This window comes from Stenotrophomonas sp. KH_029, assembly GCF_057839765.1.
This window is the reverse complement of record NZ_CM174498.1, coordinates 2,431,512-2,448,447: the sequence shown is the minus strand read 5'-3', so window position 1 is coordinate 2,448,447 and position 16,936 is coordinate 2,431,512. Positions and strand designations below refer to the sequence as shown.

Sequence of the window (16,936 nt, the reverse complement as noted above, 5' to 3'; positions counted from 1 at the left end):
CCGCCCGGCGCGACCGGGTTCGAGCCTGGCAAAGGAGCAAGCGTCATGGCAAAAGCGAAGAAAATCGGGGTGGTCGGCGCCACCTTCCTGGTGGCCGGCAACATGATGGGGTCGGGCGTGTTCCTGCTGCCATCGAGCCTGGCCAAGATCGGCACCGCCTCGATCTGGGGCTGGCTGATCACCACCGCCGGCGCGCTGCTGCTGGCCTTCGTGTTCGCCAAGCTGGGCAAGCTGGCGCCCATGGCCGGTGGCCCCTACGCCTACGCGCGCGACTGGTTCGGCCCGTACATGGGCTTCCAGACCAATACCATCTACTGGTTCGCCAACTGGATCGGCAACGTGGCCATCCCGATCGCGGCGGTGGGCTATTTCAGTTACTTCTTCCCGATCCTGTCCGAACCGCTGCCGCGCTGCCTGGCGGTGCTGGCGCTGGTATGGGCGCTGAGTTTTGCCAACGTGATCGGGCCTTCGTTCGTCAGCAAGCTGCAGACGGTGACCACCAGCTTTGCGCTGGTGCCGATCCTGGGCATCGCGATCTTCGGCTGGTTCTTCTTCGACCCGACCCTCTTCAAGGGCGCTTACAACGTCTCCGGCGAATCCAACTTCGGTGCGATCTCCAGCGCCGCGGCACTGACCCTGTGGGCCTTCATCGGGGTGGAGTCGGCATCGGTGACCGCCGCGGTGGTGGAAAACCCGGAGAAGAACGTGGCCCGGGCCACCCTGGCCGGGGTGTTCCTGGCCGCCATCGCCTATATCGCCAGCTCCTCGGTGATCATGGGCATGGTGCCCAATGGCGACCTGCAGGTGTCCGATGCGCCGTTCGCACTGGCCGCGGCCAATGCGGTGGGCGGCTGGGGCGGGGCGCTGGTGAGCCTGTGCGCCTTCGTCGGTGCGGCCGGCTCGCTGGGCGGCTGGATCCTGCTGACCGCGCAGAGCGCCAAGGCCGCCTCGGATGACGGCCTGTTCCCCAGCATCTTCAGCAAGACCAACAAGGACGACGTGCCGGTCAAGGGCGTGCTGATCGTGGCGGTACTGATGACCCTGGCGGTGCTGGTCACCTCCACCTCCAAGACCGCCTCGGCGCAGTTCGATGTGATCACCTCGGCAGCGGTGGTGTTGACCCTGCTGCCCTACATCTATTCCTGCGTGGCCTGCTATTTCGTGGTGGAGCGTTCGCACACGCTGGTGCATACCGGTGCGTTCTGGCTGCTGACCAGCGTCACGGTGGTGTACTGCCTGTGGGCGATCTTCGGCTCGTCGGGCAGCATCGTCCAGTACGCCTTCCTGTTCGTCCTGTTCATCACGGTGTTCTACCCGTTCTTCAGCGAGGAGCGCCGCCGCCAGCGCGGCCAGCTGCCGGCGTTGGACGCGGCGGTGCGCACCACGCTTTCATGATCTTCCCCCAGGAGAATACCTGTGTATTTCAAGTCGCTTGATTACCCGATCATCGTCATCGACGATGATTACCAGTCCCCGCGCATCGGCGGCATCCTGATCCGCGCGCTGGTCGATGAGCTGCGCAAGAGCGATCAGCGCGTGCTGTGCGGCCTGACCCTGGCCGACGCCCAGGCCGGGGCACGTACCTACGTGGCCGCCTCGGCGGTACTGATCTCCATCGATGGCACCGAGGAGAACCCCGAGCAGTTCCAGCGCCTGCTCGGCTTCCTGCGCGAACAGACCGCCCGCCGCGCCAACCTGCCGGTGTTCCTGTACGGCGAACGCCGCACCATCGAAAAGGTGCCCAGCAAGCTGCTCAAGTTCGTGCACGGCTACATTTTCCTGTTCGAAGATACCAAGAGCTTCATCTCGCGCCAGGTGATGCGCGCGGCCGAAGACTACATGGCCAACCTGCTGCCGCCGTTCTTCAAGGCGCTGATCCACCACACCGCCGAGTCGAACTATTCCTGGCACACGCCCGGCCATGCCGGCGGCGTGGCCTTCACCAAGTCGCCGGTCGGCCGCGCGTTCCACCAGTTCTACGGCGAGAACACCCTGCGCAGCGACAGCGGCCCGATCAAGGAAGCCGAGGACGAGGCGGCGCGCAACTTCGGCGCCGACCACACCTTCTTCGTCACCAACGGTACCTCCACCGCCAACAAGATCGTCTGGCATGGCACCGTGGGCCGTGGCGATGTGGTGTTCGTGGACCGCAACTGCCACAAATCGCTGCTGCACTCGCTGATCATGACCGGCGGCGTCCCGGTGTACTTCACTCCCAGCCGCAACGCGCACGGGATCATCGGCCCGATCAGCCTGGACCAGTTCACCCCCGAGGCCCTGCAACAGGCGATCGCCGCCAATCCGCTGGCCAGCAAGGCCTACCAGGCCGGCTCCAAGCCGCGCATCGCGGTGGTGACCAATTCCACCTATGACGGGCTGTGCTACAACGCCGAGAAGATCGCCGAGGAAATCGGCAGCGCGGTCGACTTCCTGCATTTCGACGAGGCCTGGTATGCCTACGCCGCGTTCCATCCGTTCTACGAGAACCATTACGGCATGGCCAAGGGCAAGCCGCGCGAGCAGGACGCGATCATCTTCACCACCCACTCCACGCACAAGCTGTTGGCCGCGTTCTCGCAGGCCTCGATGATCCACGTGCGCAATGCCGCCAGCCGCGAACTCGATGCCGAGCGCTTCAACGAAGCGTTCATGATGCATACCACCACCAGCCCGCATTACGGGGTAATCGCCGCCTGCGACGTGGCCTCGAAGATGATGGAGGGGGCCGCCGGCGAGTCGCTGGTGCAGGAGATGCATGACGAGGCGATCGCCTTCCGCCGGGCCATGTTGCACGTGCGCGAAGACCTGGGCCGCGACGACTGGTGGTTCAGCGTGTGGCAGCCGGACAAGCTGGAGCGCTCGCTGGCCAAGGGCGATACGCCGGCGCCGAGGGTGGCCAAGCGAAGCGAATGGTACCTGCAGCCGGAGGCGCACTGGCATGGCTTCGATGGCCTGGTCGAGGACTACGTGCTGATCGACCCCATCAAGGTCACCCTGTTGACCCCGGGGCTGTCGATCGATGGCGACATGGGCGAGCGTGGCATCCCGGCGGCAGTGCTCAGCAAGTTCCTGTGGACGCGCGGCATCACCGTGGAGAAGACCAACCTGTACTCGGTGCTGTTCCTGTTCTCGATGGGTATCACCAAGGGCAAGTGGAGCACGCTGGTGACCGAGCTGATGGCCTTCAAGGAGCTCTACGACGCCAACGCACCGCTGAGCCGGGCGTTGCCGGGGCTGGCCGCAGAGTTCCCGGTGGCCTATGCCGGCTGGGGCCTGCGCGACCTATGCCAGGCGCTGCACGCCTTCAACCGCGAGTTCGCGGTGGCCCAGGTGATGCGCGCGATGTACGTGGACCTACCCGAACCGGTGATGACCCCGGCCGAGGCCTACGACCACCTGGTGCGTGGGCAGATCGAGCGGGTCGACATCGAGGCGATCAGCGGGCGTATCGCTGGCACCATGCTGGTGCCGTACCCGCCGGGCATCCCGACGATCATGCCGGGCGAGCGTTTCGGTGCCAGCGACGAGCCGATCATCCAGTCGCTGCGCATCGCCCGCGAGCAGAATGCGCGCTTCCCCGGTTTCGAATCGGACGTGCACGGGCTTATCATCGACCGCGACGGCGATGTGCCGACCTACAAGGTGGAGGTGCTGAAGGCCTGACGCCCGCGCGGCAGGCCCCGGCAGGCGATGGATACAGCGCGCGAGCAGCGGGTTCTGAAACTGTCGATCGCGGCGACGGTGGCGGTCAGCGCCACCGGCTTCGTCGGTGGGCTGCTGGTGGGATCGCAGGCGATCCTGTTCGATGGCGTATACAGCCTGGTCGACGTGGCCCTGACCCTGGTGGCGCTGTCGGTGCTGCGGTTGCTGGCGCGCGAGCACAGCCCGCGCTTCCAGTATGGCTACTGGCACCTGGAGCCGATGGTGGAAGCACTGGGCGGGGCGATCCTGTCGCTGGCCTGCATCTACGCGCTCGCCAATTCCATCATCGGGCTGACCACCGGGGGCCACGAGGTCAAGGCCGGGCCGGCGCTGGTGTGGGCGGCGGTACTGTGTGTGAGCAACCTGGGCATGGCCGCGTTCGTGCGCACCCGCGCGCGGTGCCTGCAATCTTCGTTGCTGTGGCTGGACGTGCGCGCGTGGCTGCTGAGCGGGCTGATGAGCCTGGCGGTGGTGCTGGCGTTTGCGATTGCGCTGTTGCTGCGCGGTGGCGGGCACGCGCACTGGATTCCCTACCTGGACCCGCTGGTGCTGGCCGCGATCAGCCTGGCGGTGCTGCCGGTGCCGTTGCGCAGCGCCTGGAAGGCCATGCGCGAGGTACTGCAGGTGGCGCCCGATGCGCTGGACGCGCGGGTGCAGGCGGTCATGACGGCGTTCGTGGCCGAGCATGGCTACCTGGATTTCACCAGCCACGTGGCCAAGATGGGGCGCATGCGTTTCGTGGAGATCCACATCCTGACCCATCCGGAAACGGTCATCGGCAATATCGGCAACGTGGACCGGCTGCGTGATGAGATCGCCGAACGCTTGGACGCGCGCGGCAGTGAGTTCTGGCTGACCATCGACTTCACCGCCGACCCGGCCTGGACGTGAGTGACGCCGGCGGTATGGCCATGGGCGCATCGCAGCGTTGCACCGCGCGGCGTTGACCTCAACCACGGTTGAGGCCGGACACTGCGCGCCCATTCCCCAACGATGCCTGCCCATGTTGACCGATGCCCCCGTTGCGCCCGCCGGCCTGTTCGGTTTCATCAATCCCTCCGGCCTCTACGACCCCAGTGCCAACGGCTATTCGCACGTGGCGGTGGTGCGCCTGCCGGCGCGGGTGATCCATATTGCCGGGCAGGGCGGGGAAACTGCCGATGGCGCGTTGTCGCCGCAGTTCGCGGTGCAGGTGGCGCAGGCGCTGGAAAACCTCAGCCTGGCACTGGCATCGGCCGGCGCCAGCCTGGCCGATGTGGCCAAGCTGACCGTGCTGGTGGTCGACCACGACCAGGACCGGCTGGGCATCCTGTCCGAGCAGGTCGGGCGGCGCTGGCCGCTGGGCCGCGCCCCGACCTGCACGCTGATCCCGGTGCCGCGGTTGGCGCTGGACGGGATGCTGTTCGAGATCGAGGCGACCGCCTATACCGCCTGAACGACGGCCGGGCAGGGGGTGGTGATGAATATATGCATCATATACGATGCGTATATTCCTGCTGCGAGAACCTGCCGATGGGCATCGTCAACATCGACGACGAACTGCACGACAACCTGCGCCGCGCCAGCGGCGTTTCCGGGCGTTCGATCAATGCCCAGGCCGGGTTCTGGATCAAGATCGGCATGCTGTGCGAGATGAACCCCGGGATGAGCTACCAGGAGATCGTCAGCCGCGAACTGCGCGCGGCTGGGGTCGCGCCGGGGGGCTTGCGGGTGGCCGAGGCATGATCAAGACCGCTGACGAACAGGCGCTGATGCGCGCCTCCGGCCGGCTGCTGGCGCAGGTGTTCCAGGCCCTGGACCAACTGCCGCTGCAAGGCATGAGTACGCTGCAGATCAACGACTGGGTCGAACGCTTCATCGTCGATGAGCTGCAAGCGCGCCCGGCCAGCAAGGGCCAGTATGGCTTCGCCTATGTGCTCAACAGCTCCATCGACAACGTGGTCTGCCATGGCGTGCCCGCCGCCGATGCGGTCCTGCGCAGCGGCAGCATCGTCAACCTGGATATCACCCTGGAGAAGGACGGCTTCATCGCCGATTCCAGCAAGACCTACCTGGTCGGTGAGGTGGACTACGCAGCCAAACGGCTGGTGCGGGTCACCCGCGAGGCGATGTGGAAAGGCATCGGCGTAGTGCGGCCGGGGGCGACGCTGGGCGATATCGGCTTTGCGATCCAGCAGCACGCCAAGGCGCATGGCTACAGCGTGGTACGGGAGTTCTGCGGCCATGGCATCGGCCGTGAGATGCACGAAGAGCCGCAGGTGCTGCATTACGGCCGGCGCGGCGATGGGCTGGAACTGGAAGAAGGCATGACCTTCACCATCGAGCCGATGATCAACCAGGGCCGTGCGGCGATCGACATGAGCGAGGATGGCTGGACGGTGACTACCCGCGACGGCAAGTTGTCGGCCCAGGCCGAGCATACGGTGCTGGTGACCGCCGACGGGGTGGAGGTGTTGACGCTGCGGGCCGAAGAGCGCGTGGCGCGCTGAGCAGGGCAGCCGGGCATGGCCCGGCGCTAGCCGGCGTCGCCGCCGCGCGTGGACACCAGCTTGAGGAACGCCTCGTTCTGGTAGCGGCTCATCCGCAGCTGCTGGCCGGTGTCCATGGTCACCACGTGGTGGCCGTTGAACCACGGATGGATGGCCTTGACCCGGCGCACGTTGACGATCGCCGAACGGTGCACGCGGGCGAAGTGGCGCGGGTCCAGCCGGGCGGCGAGGGTGGCCATGGTTTCGCGCAGCTCGTGCACGCGATCGACCAGGTGGATCTCCACGATGTTGCGCGCCGCCTTGATCCAGACGATGTCGTCCACCGCCACCAGCACCACGTGCTCGTCCACCCGCACCGGAATGCGCTGCAGGTAGTCCTCGCGCTGGCGCAGCGCATCCAGCGCCTGCAGGATCTGCGCCGAAGCCTGCGCGCCCACGCCGCTGGCCGCGGCCAGCCGCGCCTTGGCGCGCTGCAGGGTGGCGGCGAAGCGCTCGCGGCTGAACGGCTTGACCAGGTAGTCCACCGCGTTGGCTTCGAACGCCTTGACCGCATACTGCTCGTAAGCGGTGACGAATACCGTGGCCGGCATGCGCTCGGCGCCGATGGTGGCGACCACGTCCATGCCGTTGATCGCCGGCATCTGGATGTCCAGGAACACCAGGTCCGGGGATTGATTGCGGATCGCCGCCACGGCCGCTACGCCGTCGCCGCACTCGCCGACGATCTCGATATCCGCATCGTCGCGCAGCAGGCGCACGATCGCGTGGCGCGCGATCGGCTCGTCGTCCACCACCAGCGCGGTCAGGGTCATGCCGGCGACAACCCCGGGTTGAACTCGGGCGCATCCTCGGTGCTCTCCAGCTCGCGGAACGGCACGCGGATGCGGCACACCACGCCCTCGGGCCAGATCCTGTCCAGGCGCACCTCGGCGGCATCGCCGTAGAGTTCCTGCAGCCGCAGGCGCGTGTTGGACATGCCGATGCCGTGCCCGGCCGAGGCGCTGGGTTCGGCCGAGAGCGTGCTGTTGCGGTTGCGGACCTCGATGCACAGCGCATCGCCGTCGCGACGGGTTTCGATCTCGATGGTATCGCTGCCCACGCGCTGGCCGATGCCGTGGCGCAACGCGTTCTCCACCAGCGGCTGCAGGATCAGGCTGGGCACGGCGCAGTCCAGCGTATCGGGGGCGATGTAGGTGCGGGTCGCCAGGCGGTCCTTGAAGCGCACGCGCTGGATGCCCAGGTACAGCTCGATCAGGTCCAGCTCCTGGCGCAGGCTGATCTCCTGGCCGTCGTAGTCTTCCAGGAACGCGCGCAGCAGCTCGCTCAGGCGCAGCAGCATGTCTTCGGCCGACAGCTTGTCCTCGTCGAGCAGGGTAATGATGGCGTGCAGCGTGTTGAACAGGAAATGCGGCTGCAGCTGCGACTTCAGCGCCAGCAGCCGCGATTGCGCCAGCTCAGTGGCCAGCTGGCTGGCTTCCAGTTCGCGCCGGGCCTTTTCGGCGTGGAAATGCAGTGCCTGCTGGATCGCAAACAGCGTCCAGTAGGTCAGCAAGCCGATGGCGAAGTGCTGTTCCAGGAAATAGCCCAACTGTTCGGCAAAACCGCTGGGTTCGTACAGGGTGGAGACCAGCGCGCCCAGCACCATCGCTGCCAGCGTCACGCACAGGCTGGCCACCACCTGCGCGCCAAGGCCGTGGAAGCGCTGGCTGCCGCGCACCGGGAAGCGTTCGGCCAGGCGGAACACGGTGGGGGCCAGGGCGGCCCAGGTGTACCACTGGATCAGCGACCAGCGGACCAGATCCCAGAGTGGCCATTGGGTGCGGGGCATGCCGGCGTTGATTGCGTTCTGCATGGCGAACACCAGGGCCACCAGCGTCCACAGGGCGATATAGCGTGACAGGCGGATCTGGGTGCTGCCGAGGCGGATGTTCATGACCGAATCCTGGGCCAGGCATCGCTGGCGAGCCCCATCTTAGGCAGGCCCCGCGCGGGCGGGAAGCGCCATGACGGCCCATTACGATTGGCCCGGCCGTGGCGACGATTGGTCCCGGATCGGTTGGCAGGGCGAGGCGTTGGGCGCGTGATGCGGGCGTCGACCAGCGGCCCCCTGCGCGCGCGGTCGGTGTTCCCGCCGCCCACTGGAGTGCCACCCATGAACCTGATCCGACCCACTGCCGCTGCCTTGCTGTTGCTTGCCGCCACCGCCCATGCCGCAGAGCGGGGACGCTACCTGGAGCTGGTCAACCGCGCCCATGCCAGCGTCACCGCCGTGGCGGTGGCCGCGGCCGGCAGCGGCCGCTTCGATGACAAGCCGATCGACCCGATCGCGGGCGGCGGCGGCGCGACCACGCTGCGCGTGGACGATGCCGGTTGCCGCTACGACCTGCAGGTCGGCTTCCGCGACGGGCGCCGGGTGGTCTATTCCAACGTGGATGTGTGCCGTGGCGGCCGGCTGGTCATCAGCGCCATGCCCAGGGACGGGCGCTATGCGTTGCAGGCGGCGCAGCCGGTCCAGCAGGTTGCCGATGCACGCGCCAAGCCACGATGAGGTCGCCCGCGCCGGTTGATCTTGCCTGTCCGCTGTCAGGCTGCGGCGGCGGGCAGCAGGCCTTCGCGTTCGAGCGCAGTGCGAACCGCAGGCCGGATCCGGATGCGCTGGTACCAACGCTGCAGGTTGCCCAGCGCGTCCAGGTGGATATCGGCCTGGTAGTACGAGGCCAGCCATCCGGCCTGGCCCCAGCCGACCAGCGCGAACAGGTAGGCATCGGCCACGCTGAAGGACTGGCCCATCAGGTAGTCGCGGTCGGCCAGGTGCTGGTCGATCCAGGCCAGGCGCTGTTCCAGCTTCGGCCGCGCGGTGTCCACGTACTTGCCTGCAGCCACGGGATAGAGCAACGGGATGAAGCCCTTGTGGATCTCGGTGGCCAGCAGGTTCAACCATTCCTGCAGCCGGTAGTGCTCCAGCGTGCCGTGGGCCGGTGTGAGCCGCGCAGCTGGCGCCAGGTCGCCGAGGTACTGCAGGATCGCCGCGCCCTCGCGCAGCACGCTGCCGTCATCGAGCGCCAGCGCCGGGACATAGCCGAGCGGATTGACCTGCAGGTAGTCCTCGCCGTGTTCGGTGCGGTGGGTGCGGGGATCGACCCTGACCAGCGTGGCCTGGATGCCCAGTTCGTTGAGCACGATGTGCGGGGCGAGCGAGCAGGCGGCGGGAACGTAGTAGAGCTTCATCGCATATCCGGGGGAGGGGCCTCGGGTCGAGGCGGCCCGACGCATTCTAGGAGCGCGGTATAAAAACGGAAGAAGGCACTATCCTGTGGTGTAGGTACATAATTGTTACCTGCTCTGCGAGACCCTTCGATGAAAGACAACGTATCCGGCTGTTCGGTGGAAGAGGCGATGCGCCTGCTCGGCGGGCGCTGGCGATTGCTGATCGCCTCCTATCTGCTCGACGGCCCCCGGCGGTTCAACGATCTGCGCCGCGATATCCCGGCGATTTCCCAGCGCATGCTGACCCTGGACCTGCGGGCGCTGGAAGAAGCCGGGCTGGTCAGCCGCACGGTGTACCCGACGGTACTGACCTCCTCCCAGTAATTTAGACCAGCCAGAACTATAAAATTCGGCGACACTCAGGCCCAAGGAGGCCCGTCGCCATGAAGAAGTCGAAGTTCACTGAAGAGCAGATCGCGTTCGCCCTGAAACAAGCCGAGAGCGGCACGACGGTCGAAGAGATTTGCCGCAAAATGGGTATCAGCCAAGCTACGTTCTACGCTTGGCGCAAAAAGTTCGGCGGGTTAGGCGTGTCCGAACTACGCCGGCTACGTCAGCTTGAGGAAGAGAACCGCAAGCTCAAGCAATTGGTCGCCGATTTGAGTCTGGACAAAGTTATGCTGCAGGATGTGCTCTCAAAAAAGCTCTGAGGCCCACGCAGCGCAAGACGCTCGTGGGCCACTTGGTCGACCGTTATCGAGTTGGGGTTCGCCGGGCTTGCGAGGTCGTAAAGCAAAGCCGTTCGGCGTGGTATTACCAACCCCGTGAGAATGATGATGCGCCACTACTTCTGCGGATCGAAGAGATCGCTGCCACGCGGGTTCGCTACGGCTTCTGGAGAATATTCGTGCTGTTGCGCCGGGAAGGCTGGAAGGCCAACCACAAACGCGTCTACCGGCTTTACTGCCAAGCGGGCCTCAATCTGCGGCGTAAGCGTCCTCGCAGACGCAAGGCCGCAGCACACCGCCTGGAGCGCACGATGCTGACGGCTCCAAATCAGGTTTGGAGCATGGATTTCGTGGCCGATGCCCTATTCGACGGACGCCGCTTCCGGGCGCTGACCGTCGTGGACAACTTCACCAAGGAAAGTCTAGCCATCGAAGTGAATCAGCACCTCAAGGGCGAAGACGTGGTGGCCGTGATGGAACGCCTACGCCACCAGCGCGAGCTGCCGCAACGCATCCAGACAGACAACGGCAGCGAATTCGTCTCGATCGTGATGGATCGCTGGGCCTACGACAATGGGGTGACCATGGACTATTCCCGACCTGGCACACCGACCGACAACCCCTTCATCGAGTCGTTCAATGGCAGCTTCCGGGACGAGTGTCTCAACACGCACTGGTTCCTGTCGCTCGATGACGCCCGCCAGAAGATCGAAAGCTGGAGGGTCGATTACAATCATTTCCGGACGCACTCATCAATCGGCGATGTCCCACCAGCCGAGTTTGCCGCCCAATTCACGTCCCCACCCAACGCCGAATTTTCCACTTCTGCTCGGGCCTAACGCGGGGAGGAGGTCAGTACCGGTGAAGGTGGAGTACGCACTGACCGAGGACGGATGGCGGTTGCAGCCCGTGGTGGAGGTCATGAAGGTGTTCGGACTGTGGGTGAAGGCGCAGAGCCCGACCGTGGCATAGCACGGAGAGGGTATGGGTTGGGGAATCATCCTGCTATTCCACGGCCGCGCGGAACCCGATCACCTTGTCGAGGGTGAAGCCTGGCAGCATCGCGCGCAGTTCGGCCAGGATCTTCTGTTGCGATTCCTCGGCGCTCTGCACCGGCAGCCCCGCCGCGAGTGCGCGGCGATAGGTATCCAGGCCCGCGGCCTGCAGCGCTGGCTCACAGTGCGAGGCGGCCGCCACAGCGATCTCGGTGGCGCTGGCGCTGCTGCGATGGTGCTGCTGGGCGTAGCCAAAGTGGCAGTCCAGCAGGGCGGTCAGGAACGGATCCGGCGTGGCCGCCGCATCCGCATCGGGTGTCTGTGCCAGCGCCGGGACGGCAACGGCGGACAGGGCGAGCAGCGCAATGTGCAGGCAGTGATGCATGAGGTTTCCTGTGGCAATGGGGAGCGGTCAGCGGGCGGCAAGTCCATCGACCGGCGCTACCTGCGCCATCAGCGCGGCCACCCAATCGATGAACACCCGCAGCTTGGCGCTGACGTGGCGGTTTGGTGGAAAGGCGACATGCAGGGGCATCGGCGGCATCCGCCAGTCCGCGAACAGGCGGACCAGTTCGCCGCTGGCCAAGTGCGGCGCGGCCATGTAGTGGGGCAGCCATAGCACGCCCAGCCCCGCGACGCCGGCGGCCAGGTAGGCGTTGCCGTCATCGACCGCCAGCAGGTGGCGCCCGTTCACGGTGATCTGTTCCGCGCCACGCTGCATGGTGTAGGGCACCACCTTGCCGTTGCGCGACCGCAGGTAGCCGACGATGTGGTGCGGGCTGGCTTCCAGTTCGGCCGGATGGCGCGGCACGCCGATGGCATCAAGATAGGCCGGCGCGGCGAAGAGCCCGGCCTGCAGGTCGCCGATGCGGCGGGCGACCAGCGACTGGTCGGTGATCTGGCCGCCGCGGATCACGCAGTCCACGTTCTCGTCGATCAGGTCGATATCGCGGTCGCTGACCCCAAGGTCCAGCTGGATGTCCGGATACTGCGCCACGAAAGCGGGCAGGGCGGGGACCAGCACCAGCCGGGCCAGTGGCGCGGGCACATCCACCCGCAGCCGCCCGCGCGGCGCGGCAGCGGCGCTGGAAAGGCTGGTTTCGGCGTCATCCAGATCGGCCAGCAGGCGTTGCACGCGTTCGTAGTAGGCCGCGCCGTCGGCGGTGACGTTGACCCGGCGGGTGGTGCGGTTGAGCAGGCGCACCCGCAGTCGCGCTTCCAGCTGCTGCACCAGCTGGGTGACCGTGGTGCGGCTCATGTGCAGGGTGCGCGCGGCCTGGGTGAAGCTGCCGGTTTCCACGACTCTGGCAAAGGCCTGCATCGCGTCGAACCTGTCCATCGCTGCTCCGACCGGGAATTGTTTGGATTCTACAAACAGTGATGGCCACTGTGGGGCGTTTATCGCAGGCCGCGCTGCGCCTAACGTGAGGGCTTCAGTGACGGGCGCTGCGCCCTTGGAGAAAACGATGGCTATCCGTGACGTGGTCTTTCCGCCGGGCCGGCAGGCCCTGTACGAGCGTAACCGCTACTCGCCGGCGGTGCGCGCCAATGGTTTCCTGTTCGTGTCCGGACAGGTCGGCAGCCGCGAGGATGGTTCACCCGAACCGGAGCTGGAGGCGCAGGTACGGCGTGCGTTCGCCAACCTCAACGCGGTGCTGGGCGCGGCCGGCTGCACCTTCGACGACGTGGTGGATGTAACGGTGTTTCTGGTCGACCCGGAGCGGACTTTCGAACGGGTGTGGGCGGTGGTGCCCGAGTTCTGGGGGCATGCGCCGTATCCGGCCCTGACCGGTATCGGTGTGACCTGGCTGTATGGTTTCGATGTGGAGATCAAGGTGATCGTGAAACTTCCAGCGGACGCCCACTGATCGGCGCGCTGCCCGGCTGCGGGGACGCAGGATCGATTGCGGGGAATGGGGCGTAGCGTTGCGTCATGGCGGCCTTTCGAGGGGGCAAGCGCATGCAGCCTGGCGCCCACCGCGCGTACCGTCATCCTGGGCCGGGCCCTTGCGTGCCTCGGTGGGCATGTGTTTGGCACAACATTGCCGGCCTTCACGCCGGTGCGCGGGCTACTTGCCGATAGTGGATTGTCCTTCGGCTTCGTCGCACACCTTCATGCCCCTGATTCCCGAGCGCGTCCGGCGCTGGCCCCGGCCGTGGCGCCTGGCGTTGCTCACGTTGCTGGTGCTGTACGCGCTGTACCTGCTTGCCGGCAACGTGTTCCTCAATACGCCGTTGTTCGATGCGGTGACCAACCGCAAGCCGGAAAAGTTCAGCATGCAGACCGGGCCGGGGCTGACCCTGCTGCCCGGCCATGCGATCGTTTGGAACGTGCGCATGCGCGGCCAGGCCAACCACACCGTGTACATCTTCCGCGCCGACCGGGCCGGCGCCTGGATCGACCTGGTGGCGCTGTTCCGCCGCGAAGTGCGCATCCCGCGCATCGATGCCAGCGGGGTGGAGGCGGAGATCGAGCGGGTCGACAAGGCGATCCCGCCGCCGCCACGCGGCGATCGTGGCTGGACGCTGCGCTTCGATGCGATCCACAGCGACTCGATCCGCAGTGGCCGCTTCGGCAGGCTGCTGGTCGCCGGCCAGGGCCACGGCACGGTCGGGTTCCTCAAGCAGTTGAAGGGCGGCCCGTCGGAACTGTTCGATTCCACCGCCGGCTTCGAGCAGGCCACGGTCAGCTTGGACGGGATGAAGCTGCTCGATGACGCGCAGCTGGCTGCGCGCTTCCATTTCCCGCGCCACTACCGTGATCAAGCACCGGGCCTGGGCAAGTTCGACATCACCTGGGCGCAGCTGAAGATCGATGCGCGCAGCCAGGCCATCGCCATCGATACCGCCGGCCCGCACGTCAAGCTGGGCAGCGTGCCGTCCACCGCGCGGCTCAATGCCGACCTGGTGATGGACCGTGGCGTGCTGCAACCGGGCGGGCGGGTGGTGTGGCGGGTGCCGGTGCACGCCGGCGTGCACGCCCCCGACCGCGGCCTGCTGTCGCTGCAGCTGGACGTGGCGCAGGACATGCGCGTGCAGGCCCGCCTGCCGCGCGACCCGGAAACCGGCAGTGAACTGCATGCCGACCTGCGCGTGACGGGTACGAAGATTCCATTCGGTACACCGGCCGAGCTGCTGCCGCGGCTGACCGGGCAGGTGCGCGGCGCATGGCAGTTCCAGTCCTTGAACTGGATAGCGGACCTGTTCGTGCGCAAACCGTGGTTCCACCTCGATGGCGGTGGCCTGCTCAAGGGCGAACTGCAGATCGCCGATGGGCAGCTGGCGCCGGGCAGCAGGCTGGAGATTCCGCAGGTGGCGGCGGTAGCCGAGGTAGCCGGCGTGCGCATGTACGGTGATGCGCATGCGCTGGGCCGCATCGTCGATGGCGAACCGCCGCAGGTGCAACTGCAGGTGCAGATTCCGCGCTTCCGCGCCGCGCCGGCCGATGCGCCCGATGCGCTGCTGTTCGACGGCCGCGCGATGGCGCTGACCCTGCACGGCGACGCGCGCCTGCAACAGCTGCGCGATGGCGTGCGCGCACGGCTGAACTTCAGCGATGCGCAGGTGCCCGACCTGGCCGCCTACAACCGCTACCTGGCCAACGACAACGTGCGCCTGCTTGGCGGCAGCGGCCTGCTCAGCGGCGACGTAACGCTGGATGCATCCGGCCGGGTCGGCCAGGGCAGTGCGGACCTGCGTGGGCGCGGCGCCCGCGTGCAGGTGGCCGGCCTGGCCCTGCGTGGCGATGCCCGGCTCAAGGCCAGGGTGCGCCGTGCCGACTTCGACAGCCGCCAGTTCGACCTGGGCGGCACCACCTTGAGCCTGCGCAACATCCATGCCGGCGAACAGGCCGACGACGGCCGCTGGTGGGGCGAGGTGGCGGTGCGCAGCGGGCATATCGATGCGGCCGCACCGTTCCAGGTGGATGCGCGCGCGGACCTGCAGCTGCGCGACGCCGGCCCGCTGCTGGGCCTGTTCGCCCAGCGCAGCGAGTACCCGCGCTGGGTGCTGGGTCTGCTCGATTCGGGGCAGGTGCAGGCCAGCGGGCAGCTGCGCTGGCGCCGCCAACACCTGGTACTGGACGACCTGCAGGCGGAGAACGCACGGCTCTCGCTGCGCGCGCGGCTGGACCTGGGCCATGCACAACGGCGCGGCGACATGTACCTGCGCTGGGGCCTGCTGGGCGCGGGCATCGAACTGGACGGCGAGCAGCGTCGCTGGCACCTGGCCGGTGCGCGTGACTGGTACGCCGAACGGCCGCGCCTGTTGCCGTCGCAGAAGCAGGCGGCGCCCTAGGCGCGATGCGGCCGGGATTATCGGCTCGGACGGACATCCACGCATGGCGTGGATCTACCCCGGCGTGCGTGGATGGCGTCGCCCGTAGATCCACGCCATGCGTGGATGAAGCGATCCCGCCGAAGCCACCGCCCGTAGATCCACGCCATGCGTGGATGAAACGATCCCACCGCAGCCCTATCGCCGTGAATCCACGCCACACGCGGACGGCGCGACCCCACCGAAGCCGTCGCCCCGTAGATCCACGCCATGCGTGGATGACGCCACCCCGCCGACACCGTCACCCCGATTCCCACCCTGCCGGGACGGTGCGGTCCCATCCACGTCGTCGTCCCCCAGCCGCTGCGCCAGGTCGGTATCGGCGATGTGTCCGTGCAGGAACAATAAGCCGCTGTAGATGTTCATATCACCGCCTCCACTTGAGTGGCGTTGACGATAGGTGCAGCATGGACGACGGAAAAGCGACATTTCCGCAACCCAGCCTTGAACAGGATTCAAGACGCAATGTCCCGGATGCCCCTGCTGGCCCTGCAGAACTTCGTAGCCGCCGCGCGCCTGGGCAACCTGACCCGCGCCGCCGAAGCGGCGAACCTGACGGTCAGCGCGCTCAGCCACCAGATGCGCCAGCTGGAACAGCGCCTGGGCTATCCGCTGCTGCTGCGCCAGGCGCGTGGGGTGAAGCTCACCCCGGAAGGCCAGCGCCTGCTCGATCAGGTCGGGCCGCACCTGGACGCGATCGGGCAGGCGTTCCAGCCGTTCGCCGCACGCCACGACCGGGTGCTTACGGTGAGCGCGCTGCCGTCGATGGCCTCCAACTGGCTGGTGCCACGGCTGGGCCATTTCGTGGCGGCGCATCCGCAGATCGAGATCAACCTGGAATCCAGTGAACGGCTCACCGATTTCGAGCGCCAGCTGCAGGTCGATGCGGCGTTGCGGGTGGGCGCCGGGCAGTGGACCGGCCTGCATGCCGAGCCGCTGTTCGACGAGTGGCTGATGCCGATGGCCAGCCCGGCACTGGTGCAGAAGATGGGCGGGGTGGACGCACGCCCGTTGTCGCAGTGGCCGCTGCTGGGCGATCCCGATGGCGAGTGGCAACGCTGGTTCGCGCTGGTCGGCGATACCCCGCCCTCGCGCTACGTGGCCATGCTCAACGATTCCGAATCGCACCACCGCGCCGCGCTGGATGGGATCGGCGTGGCGCTGGGCCGGGTGACCCGGGCGCGGCTGCTGCTCGATTCCGGGCAGCTGATCGCATTGTCGCCGCAGCGGTTGAAGACACGCTGGTCGCACTGGCTGGTGTATCCGCCACGTTCGGCCAGCCACCAGGGGTTCCTGGCCTTCCGCGCGTGGCTGCATGCGCAGGCCAGCGAGCATGCGCAGCACATGGCGCGGTTGGGGCAGGCGGCCGAAGGCTGACCGGGGCCGGACGTGGATCGATGCCGGCTTGCCGGGTGGTCAGCCGCCAGCCGCGTTCGGCCGGCAATGGGACGAATGCGTGGCCGTCTGCGAAGGCGGCAGG

General features: G+C 67.0%; 18 protein-coding genes. 13 read left to right on the top strand and 5 right to left on the bottom strand.

Features of this window, described 5'->3' with window-relative positions:
- Positions 1-45: 45 nt before the first annotated feature.
- The 6 genes from adiC to map all read left to right on the top strand — a co-directional run bounded on the left by adiC (position 46) and on the right by map (position 6,191).
- A complete protein-coding gene (gene adiC, locus AC3ITM_RS11050) occupies positions 46-1,395 on the top strand; it encodes an arginine/agmatine antiporter (RefSeq protein ID WP_489264991.1) in 1,350 nt (449 codons plus the stop codon).
- Positions 1,396-1,416: 21 nt separating this feature from the next.
- On the top strand, positions 1,417-3,663 hold the full coding sequence (locus tag AC3ITM_RS11045) for an Orn/Lys/Arg family decarboxylase (RefSeq protein WP_489264990.1): 2,247 nt from the start codon (positions 1,417-1,419) through the stop codon (positions 3,661-3,663).
- A gap of 27 nt (positions 3,664-3,690) precedes the next feature.
- Positions 3,691-4,593 (top strand): cation diffusion facilitator family transporter, encoded by a 903-nt coding sequence (locus tag AC3ITM_RS11040; protein ID WP_489264989.1) that lies wholly within the window; start codon positions 3,691-3,693, stop codon positions 4,591-4,593.
- A 112-nt stretch (positions 4,594-4,705) separates the two neighbouring features.
- On the top strand, positions 4,706-5,137 hold the full coding sequence (locus AC3ITM_RS11035) for a RidA family protein (RefSeq protein WP_489264987.1): 432 nt from the start codon (positions 4,706-4,708) through the stop codon (positions 5,135-5,137).
- A 77-nt stretch (positions 5,138-5,214) separates the two neighbouring features.
- Positions 5,215-5,427, top strand: a complete 213-nt coding sequence (locus AC3ITM_RS11030) for a ParD-like family protein (protein ID WP_489264985.1) — start codon at positions 5,215-5,217, stop codon at positions 5,425-5,427.
- On the top strand, positions 5,424-6,191 hold the full coding sequence (gene map / locus AC3ITM_RS11025) for a type I methionyl aminopeptidase (RefSeq protein ID WP_489264983.1): 768 nt from the start codon (positions 5,424-5,426) through the stop codon (positions 6,189-6,191). Before AC3ITM_RS11030 ends, map begins: the two co-directional genes overlap by 4 nt.
- 26 nt (positions 6,192-6,217) lie before the next feature.
- Here the strand turns inward: map and AC3ITM_RS11020 are convergent, their stop codons facing one another.
- Positions 6,218-7,003, bottom strand: coding sequence for a LytR/AlgR family response regulator transcription factor (locus tag AC3ITM_RS11020; protein ID WP_489264981.1), 786 nt, complete (start codon positions 7,001-7,003; stop codon positions 6,218-6,220).
- Entirely contained in the window at positions 7,000-8,124 is a 1,125-nt protein-coding gene (locus AC3ITM_RS11015; protein WP_489264979.1) for a sensor histidine kinase, read from the bottom strand. Before AC3ITM_RS11015 ends, AC3ITM_RS11020 begins: the two co-directional genes overlap by 4 nt.
- A 219-nt stretch (positions 8,125-8,343) precedes the next feature.
- Between AC3ITM_RS11015 and AC3ITM_RS11010 the strand changes: the two genes are divergently transcribed.
- Complete coding sequence (locus AC3ITM_RS11010) at positions 8,344-8,739, top strand: hypothetical protein (protein WP_489264977.1); 396 nt, start codon at positions 8,344-8,346, stop codon at positions 8,737-8,739.
- Positions 8,740-8,774: 35 nt separating this feature from the next.
- On the opposite strand, the gene gstA is transcribed toward AC3ITM_RS11010, so the two are convergent.
- The gene (gstA, locus tag AC3ITM_RS11005; RefSeq protein WP_489264975.1) at positions 8,775-9,419 is read right to left on the bottom strand and encodes a glutathione transferase GstA; all 645 of its coding nucleotides are present in this window, start codon (positions 9,417-9,419) and stop codon (positions 8,775-8,777) included.
- A 129-nt stretch (positions 9,420-9,548) separates the two neighbouring features.
- On the opposite strand from gstA, the gene AC3ITM_RS11000 reads away from it, so the two are divergent.
- The 3 genes from AC3ITM_RS11000 (at position 9,549) to AC3ITM_RS10990 (ending at position 11,098) form a co-directional block, all read left to right on the top strand.
- Complete coding sequence (locus AC3ITM_RS11000; protein WP_489264974.1) at positions 9,549-9,782, top strand: winged helix-turn-helix transcriptional regulator; 234 nt, start codon at positions 9,549-9,551, stop codon at positions 9,780-9,782.
- Between the two features lie 59 nt (positions 9,783-9,841).
- Positions 9,842-10,965 (top strand): IS3 family transposase gene (locus tag AC3ITM_RS10995; RefSeq protein WP_489264972.1). Its coding sequence is split into 2 segments (ribosomal slippage): positions 9,842-10,094 and positions 10,094-10,965, totalling 1,125 coding nucleotides; the frame shifts between segments, so codons are not numbered across the junction.
- Entirely contained in the window at positions 10,889-11,098 is a 210-nt protein-coding gene (locus AC3ITM_RS10990; RefSeq protein ID WP_489264970.1) for a winged helix-turn-helix transcriptional regulator, read from the top strand. The genes AC3ITM_RS10995 and AC3ITM_RS10990 overlap by 77 nt, the downstream gene beginning before the upstream one ends.
- A 33-nt stretch (positions 11,099-11,131) precedes the next feature.
- Here the strand turns inward: AC3ITM_RS10990 and AC3ITM_RS10985 are convergent, their stop codons facing one another.
- A complete protein-coding gene (locus AC3ITM_RS10985; protein ID WP_489264968.1) occupies positions 11,132-11,506 on the bottom strand; it encodes a hypothetical protein in 375 nt (124 codons plus the stop codon).
- Between the two features lie 27 nt (positions 11,507-11,533).
- Positions 11,534-12,460 carry a LysR family transcriptional regulator gene (locus AC3ITM_RS10980; RefSeq protein WP_489264966.1) on the bottom strand — a complete coding sequence of 309 codons (927 nt, stop codon included), beginning with the start codon at positions 12,458-12,460 and terminating at the stop codon, positions 11,534-11,536.
- A gap of 127 nt (positions 12,461-12,587) precedes the next feature.
- Here AC3ITM_RS10980 and AC3ITM_RS10975 point away from each other — a divergent pair, with 127 nt between their 5' ends.
- The 3 genes from AC3ITM_RS10975 to AC3ITM_RS10965 all read left to right on the top strand — a co-directional run bounded on the left by AC3ITM_RS10975 (position 12,588) and on the right by AC3ITM_RS10965 (position 16,833).
- Positions 12,588-12,989: a RidA family protein gene (locus AC3ITM_RS10975; RefSeq protein ID WP_228885476.1), complete on the top strand. Its 402-nt coding sequence runs from the start codon at positions 12,588-12,590 to the stop codon at positions 12,987-12,989.
- A gap of 247 nt (positions 12,990-13,236) precedes the next feature.
- The gene (locus AC3ITM_RS10970; RefSeq protein WP_489264964.1) at positions 13,237-15,417 is read left to right on the top strand and encodes a hypothetical protein; all 2,181 of its coding nucleotides are present in this window, start codon (positions 13,237-13,239) and stop codon (positions 15,415-15,417) included.
- A 504-nt stretch (positions 15,418-15,921) separates the two neighbouring features.
- Positions 15,922-16,833, top strand: coding sequence for a LysR substrate-binding domain-containing protein (locus AC3ITM_RS10965; protein WP_489264962.1), 912 nt, complete (start codon positions 15,922-15,924; stop codon positions 16,831-16,833).
- Positions 16,834-16,936 lie beyond the last annotated feature (103 nt).

Excerpts from the sequence above, each read along its gene's own strand:
- adiC (WP_489264991.1), top strand. The coding sequence starts at position 46 with ATGGCAAAAGCGAAGAAAATCGGGGTGGTCGGCGCCACCTTCCTGGTG.
- AC3ITM_RS11040 (WP_489264989.1), top strand. The coding sequence starts at position 3,691 with ATGGATACAGCGCGCGAGCAGCGGGTTCTGAAACTGTCGATCGCGGCG.
- AC3ITM_RS11035 (WP_489264987.1), top strand. The coding sequence starts at position 4,706 with ATGTTGACCGATGCCCCCGTTGCGCCCGCCGGCCTGTTCGGTTTCATC.
- AC3ITM_RS11030 (WP_489264985.1), top strand. The coding sequence starts at position 5,215 with ATGGGCATCGTCAACATCGACGACGAACTGCACGACAACCTGCGCCGC.
- map (WP_489264983.1), top strand. The coding sequence starts at position 5,424 with ATGATCAAGACCGCTGACGAACAGGCGCTGATGCGCGCCTCCGGCCGG.
- AC3ITM_RS11020 (WP_489264981.1), bottom strand. The coding sequence starts at position 7,003 with ATGACCCTGACCGCGCTGGTGGTGGACGACGAGCCGATCGCGCGCCAC.
- AC3ITM_RS11015 (WP_489264979.1), bottom strand. The coding sequence starts at position 8,124 with ATGAACATCCGCCTCGGCAGCACCCAGATCCGCCTGTCACGCTATATC.
- AC3ITM_RS11010 (WP_489264977.1), top strand. The coding sequence starts at position 8,344 with ATGAACCTGATCCGACCCACTGCCGCTGCCTTGCTGTTGCTTGCCGCC.
- gstA (WP_489264975.1), bottom strand. The coding sequence starts at position 9,419 with ATGAAGCTCTACTACGTTCCCGCCGCCTGCTCGCTCGCCCCGCACATC.
- AC3ITM_RS11000 (WP_489264974.1), top strand. The coding sequence starts at position 9,549 with ATGAAAGACAACGTATCCGGCTGTTCGGTGGAAGAGGCGATGCGCCTG.
- AC3ITM_RS10990 (WP_489264970.1), top strand. The coding sequence starts at position 10,889 with ATGTCCCACCAGCCGAGTTTGCCGCCCAATTCACGTCCCCACCCAACG.
- AC3ITM_RS10985 (WP_489264968.1), bottom strand. The coding sequence starts at position 11,506 with ATGCATCACTGCCTGCACATTGCGCTGCTCGCCCTGTCCGCCGTTGCC.
- AC3ITM_RS10980 (WP_489264966.1), bottom strand. The coding sequence starts at position 12,460 with ATGGACAGGTTCGACGCGATGCAGGCCTTTGCCAGAGTCGTGGAAACC.
- AC3ITM_RS10975 (WP_228885476.1), top strand. The coding sequence starts at position 12,588 with ATGGCTATCCGTGACGTGGTCTTTCCGCCGGGCCGGCAGGCCCTGTAC.
- AC3ITM_RS10970 (WP_489264964.1), top strand. The coding sequence starts at position 13,237 with ATGCCCCTGATTCCCGAGCGCGTCCGGCGCTGGCCCCGGCCGTGGCGC.
- AC3ITM_RS10965 (WP_489264962.1), top strand. The coding sequence starts at position 15,922 with ATGTCCCGGATGCCCCTGCTGGCCCTGCAGAACTTCGTAGCCGCCGCG.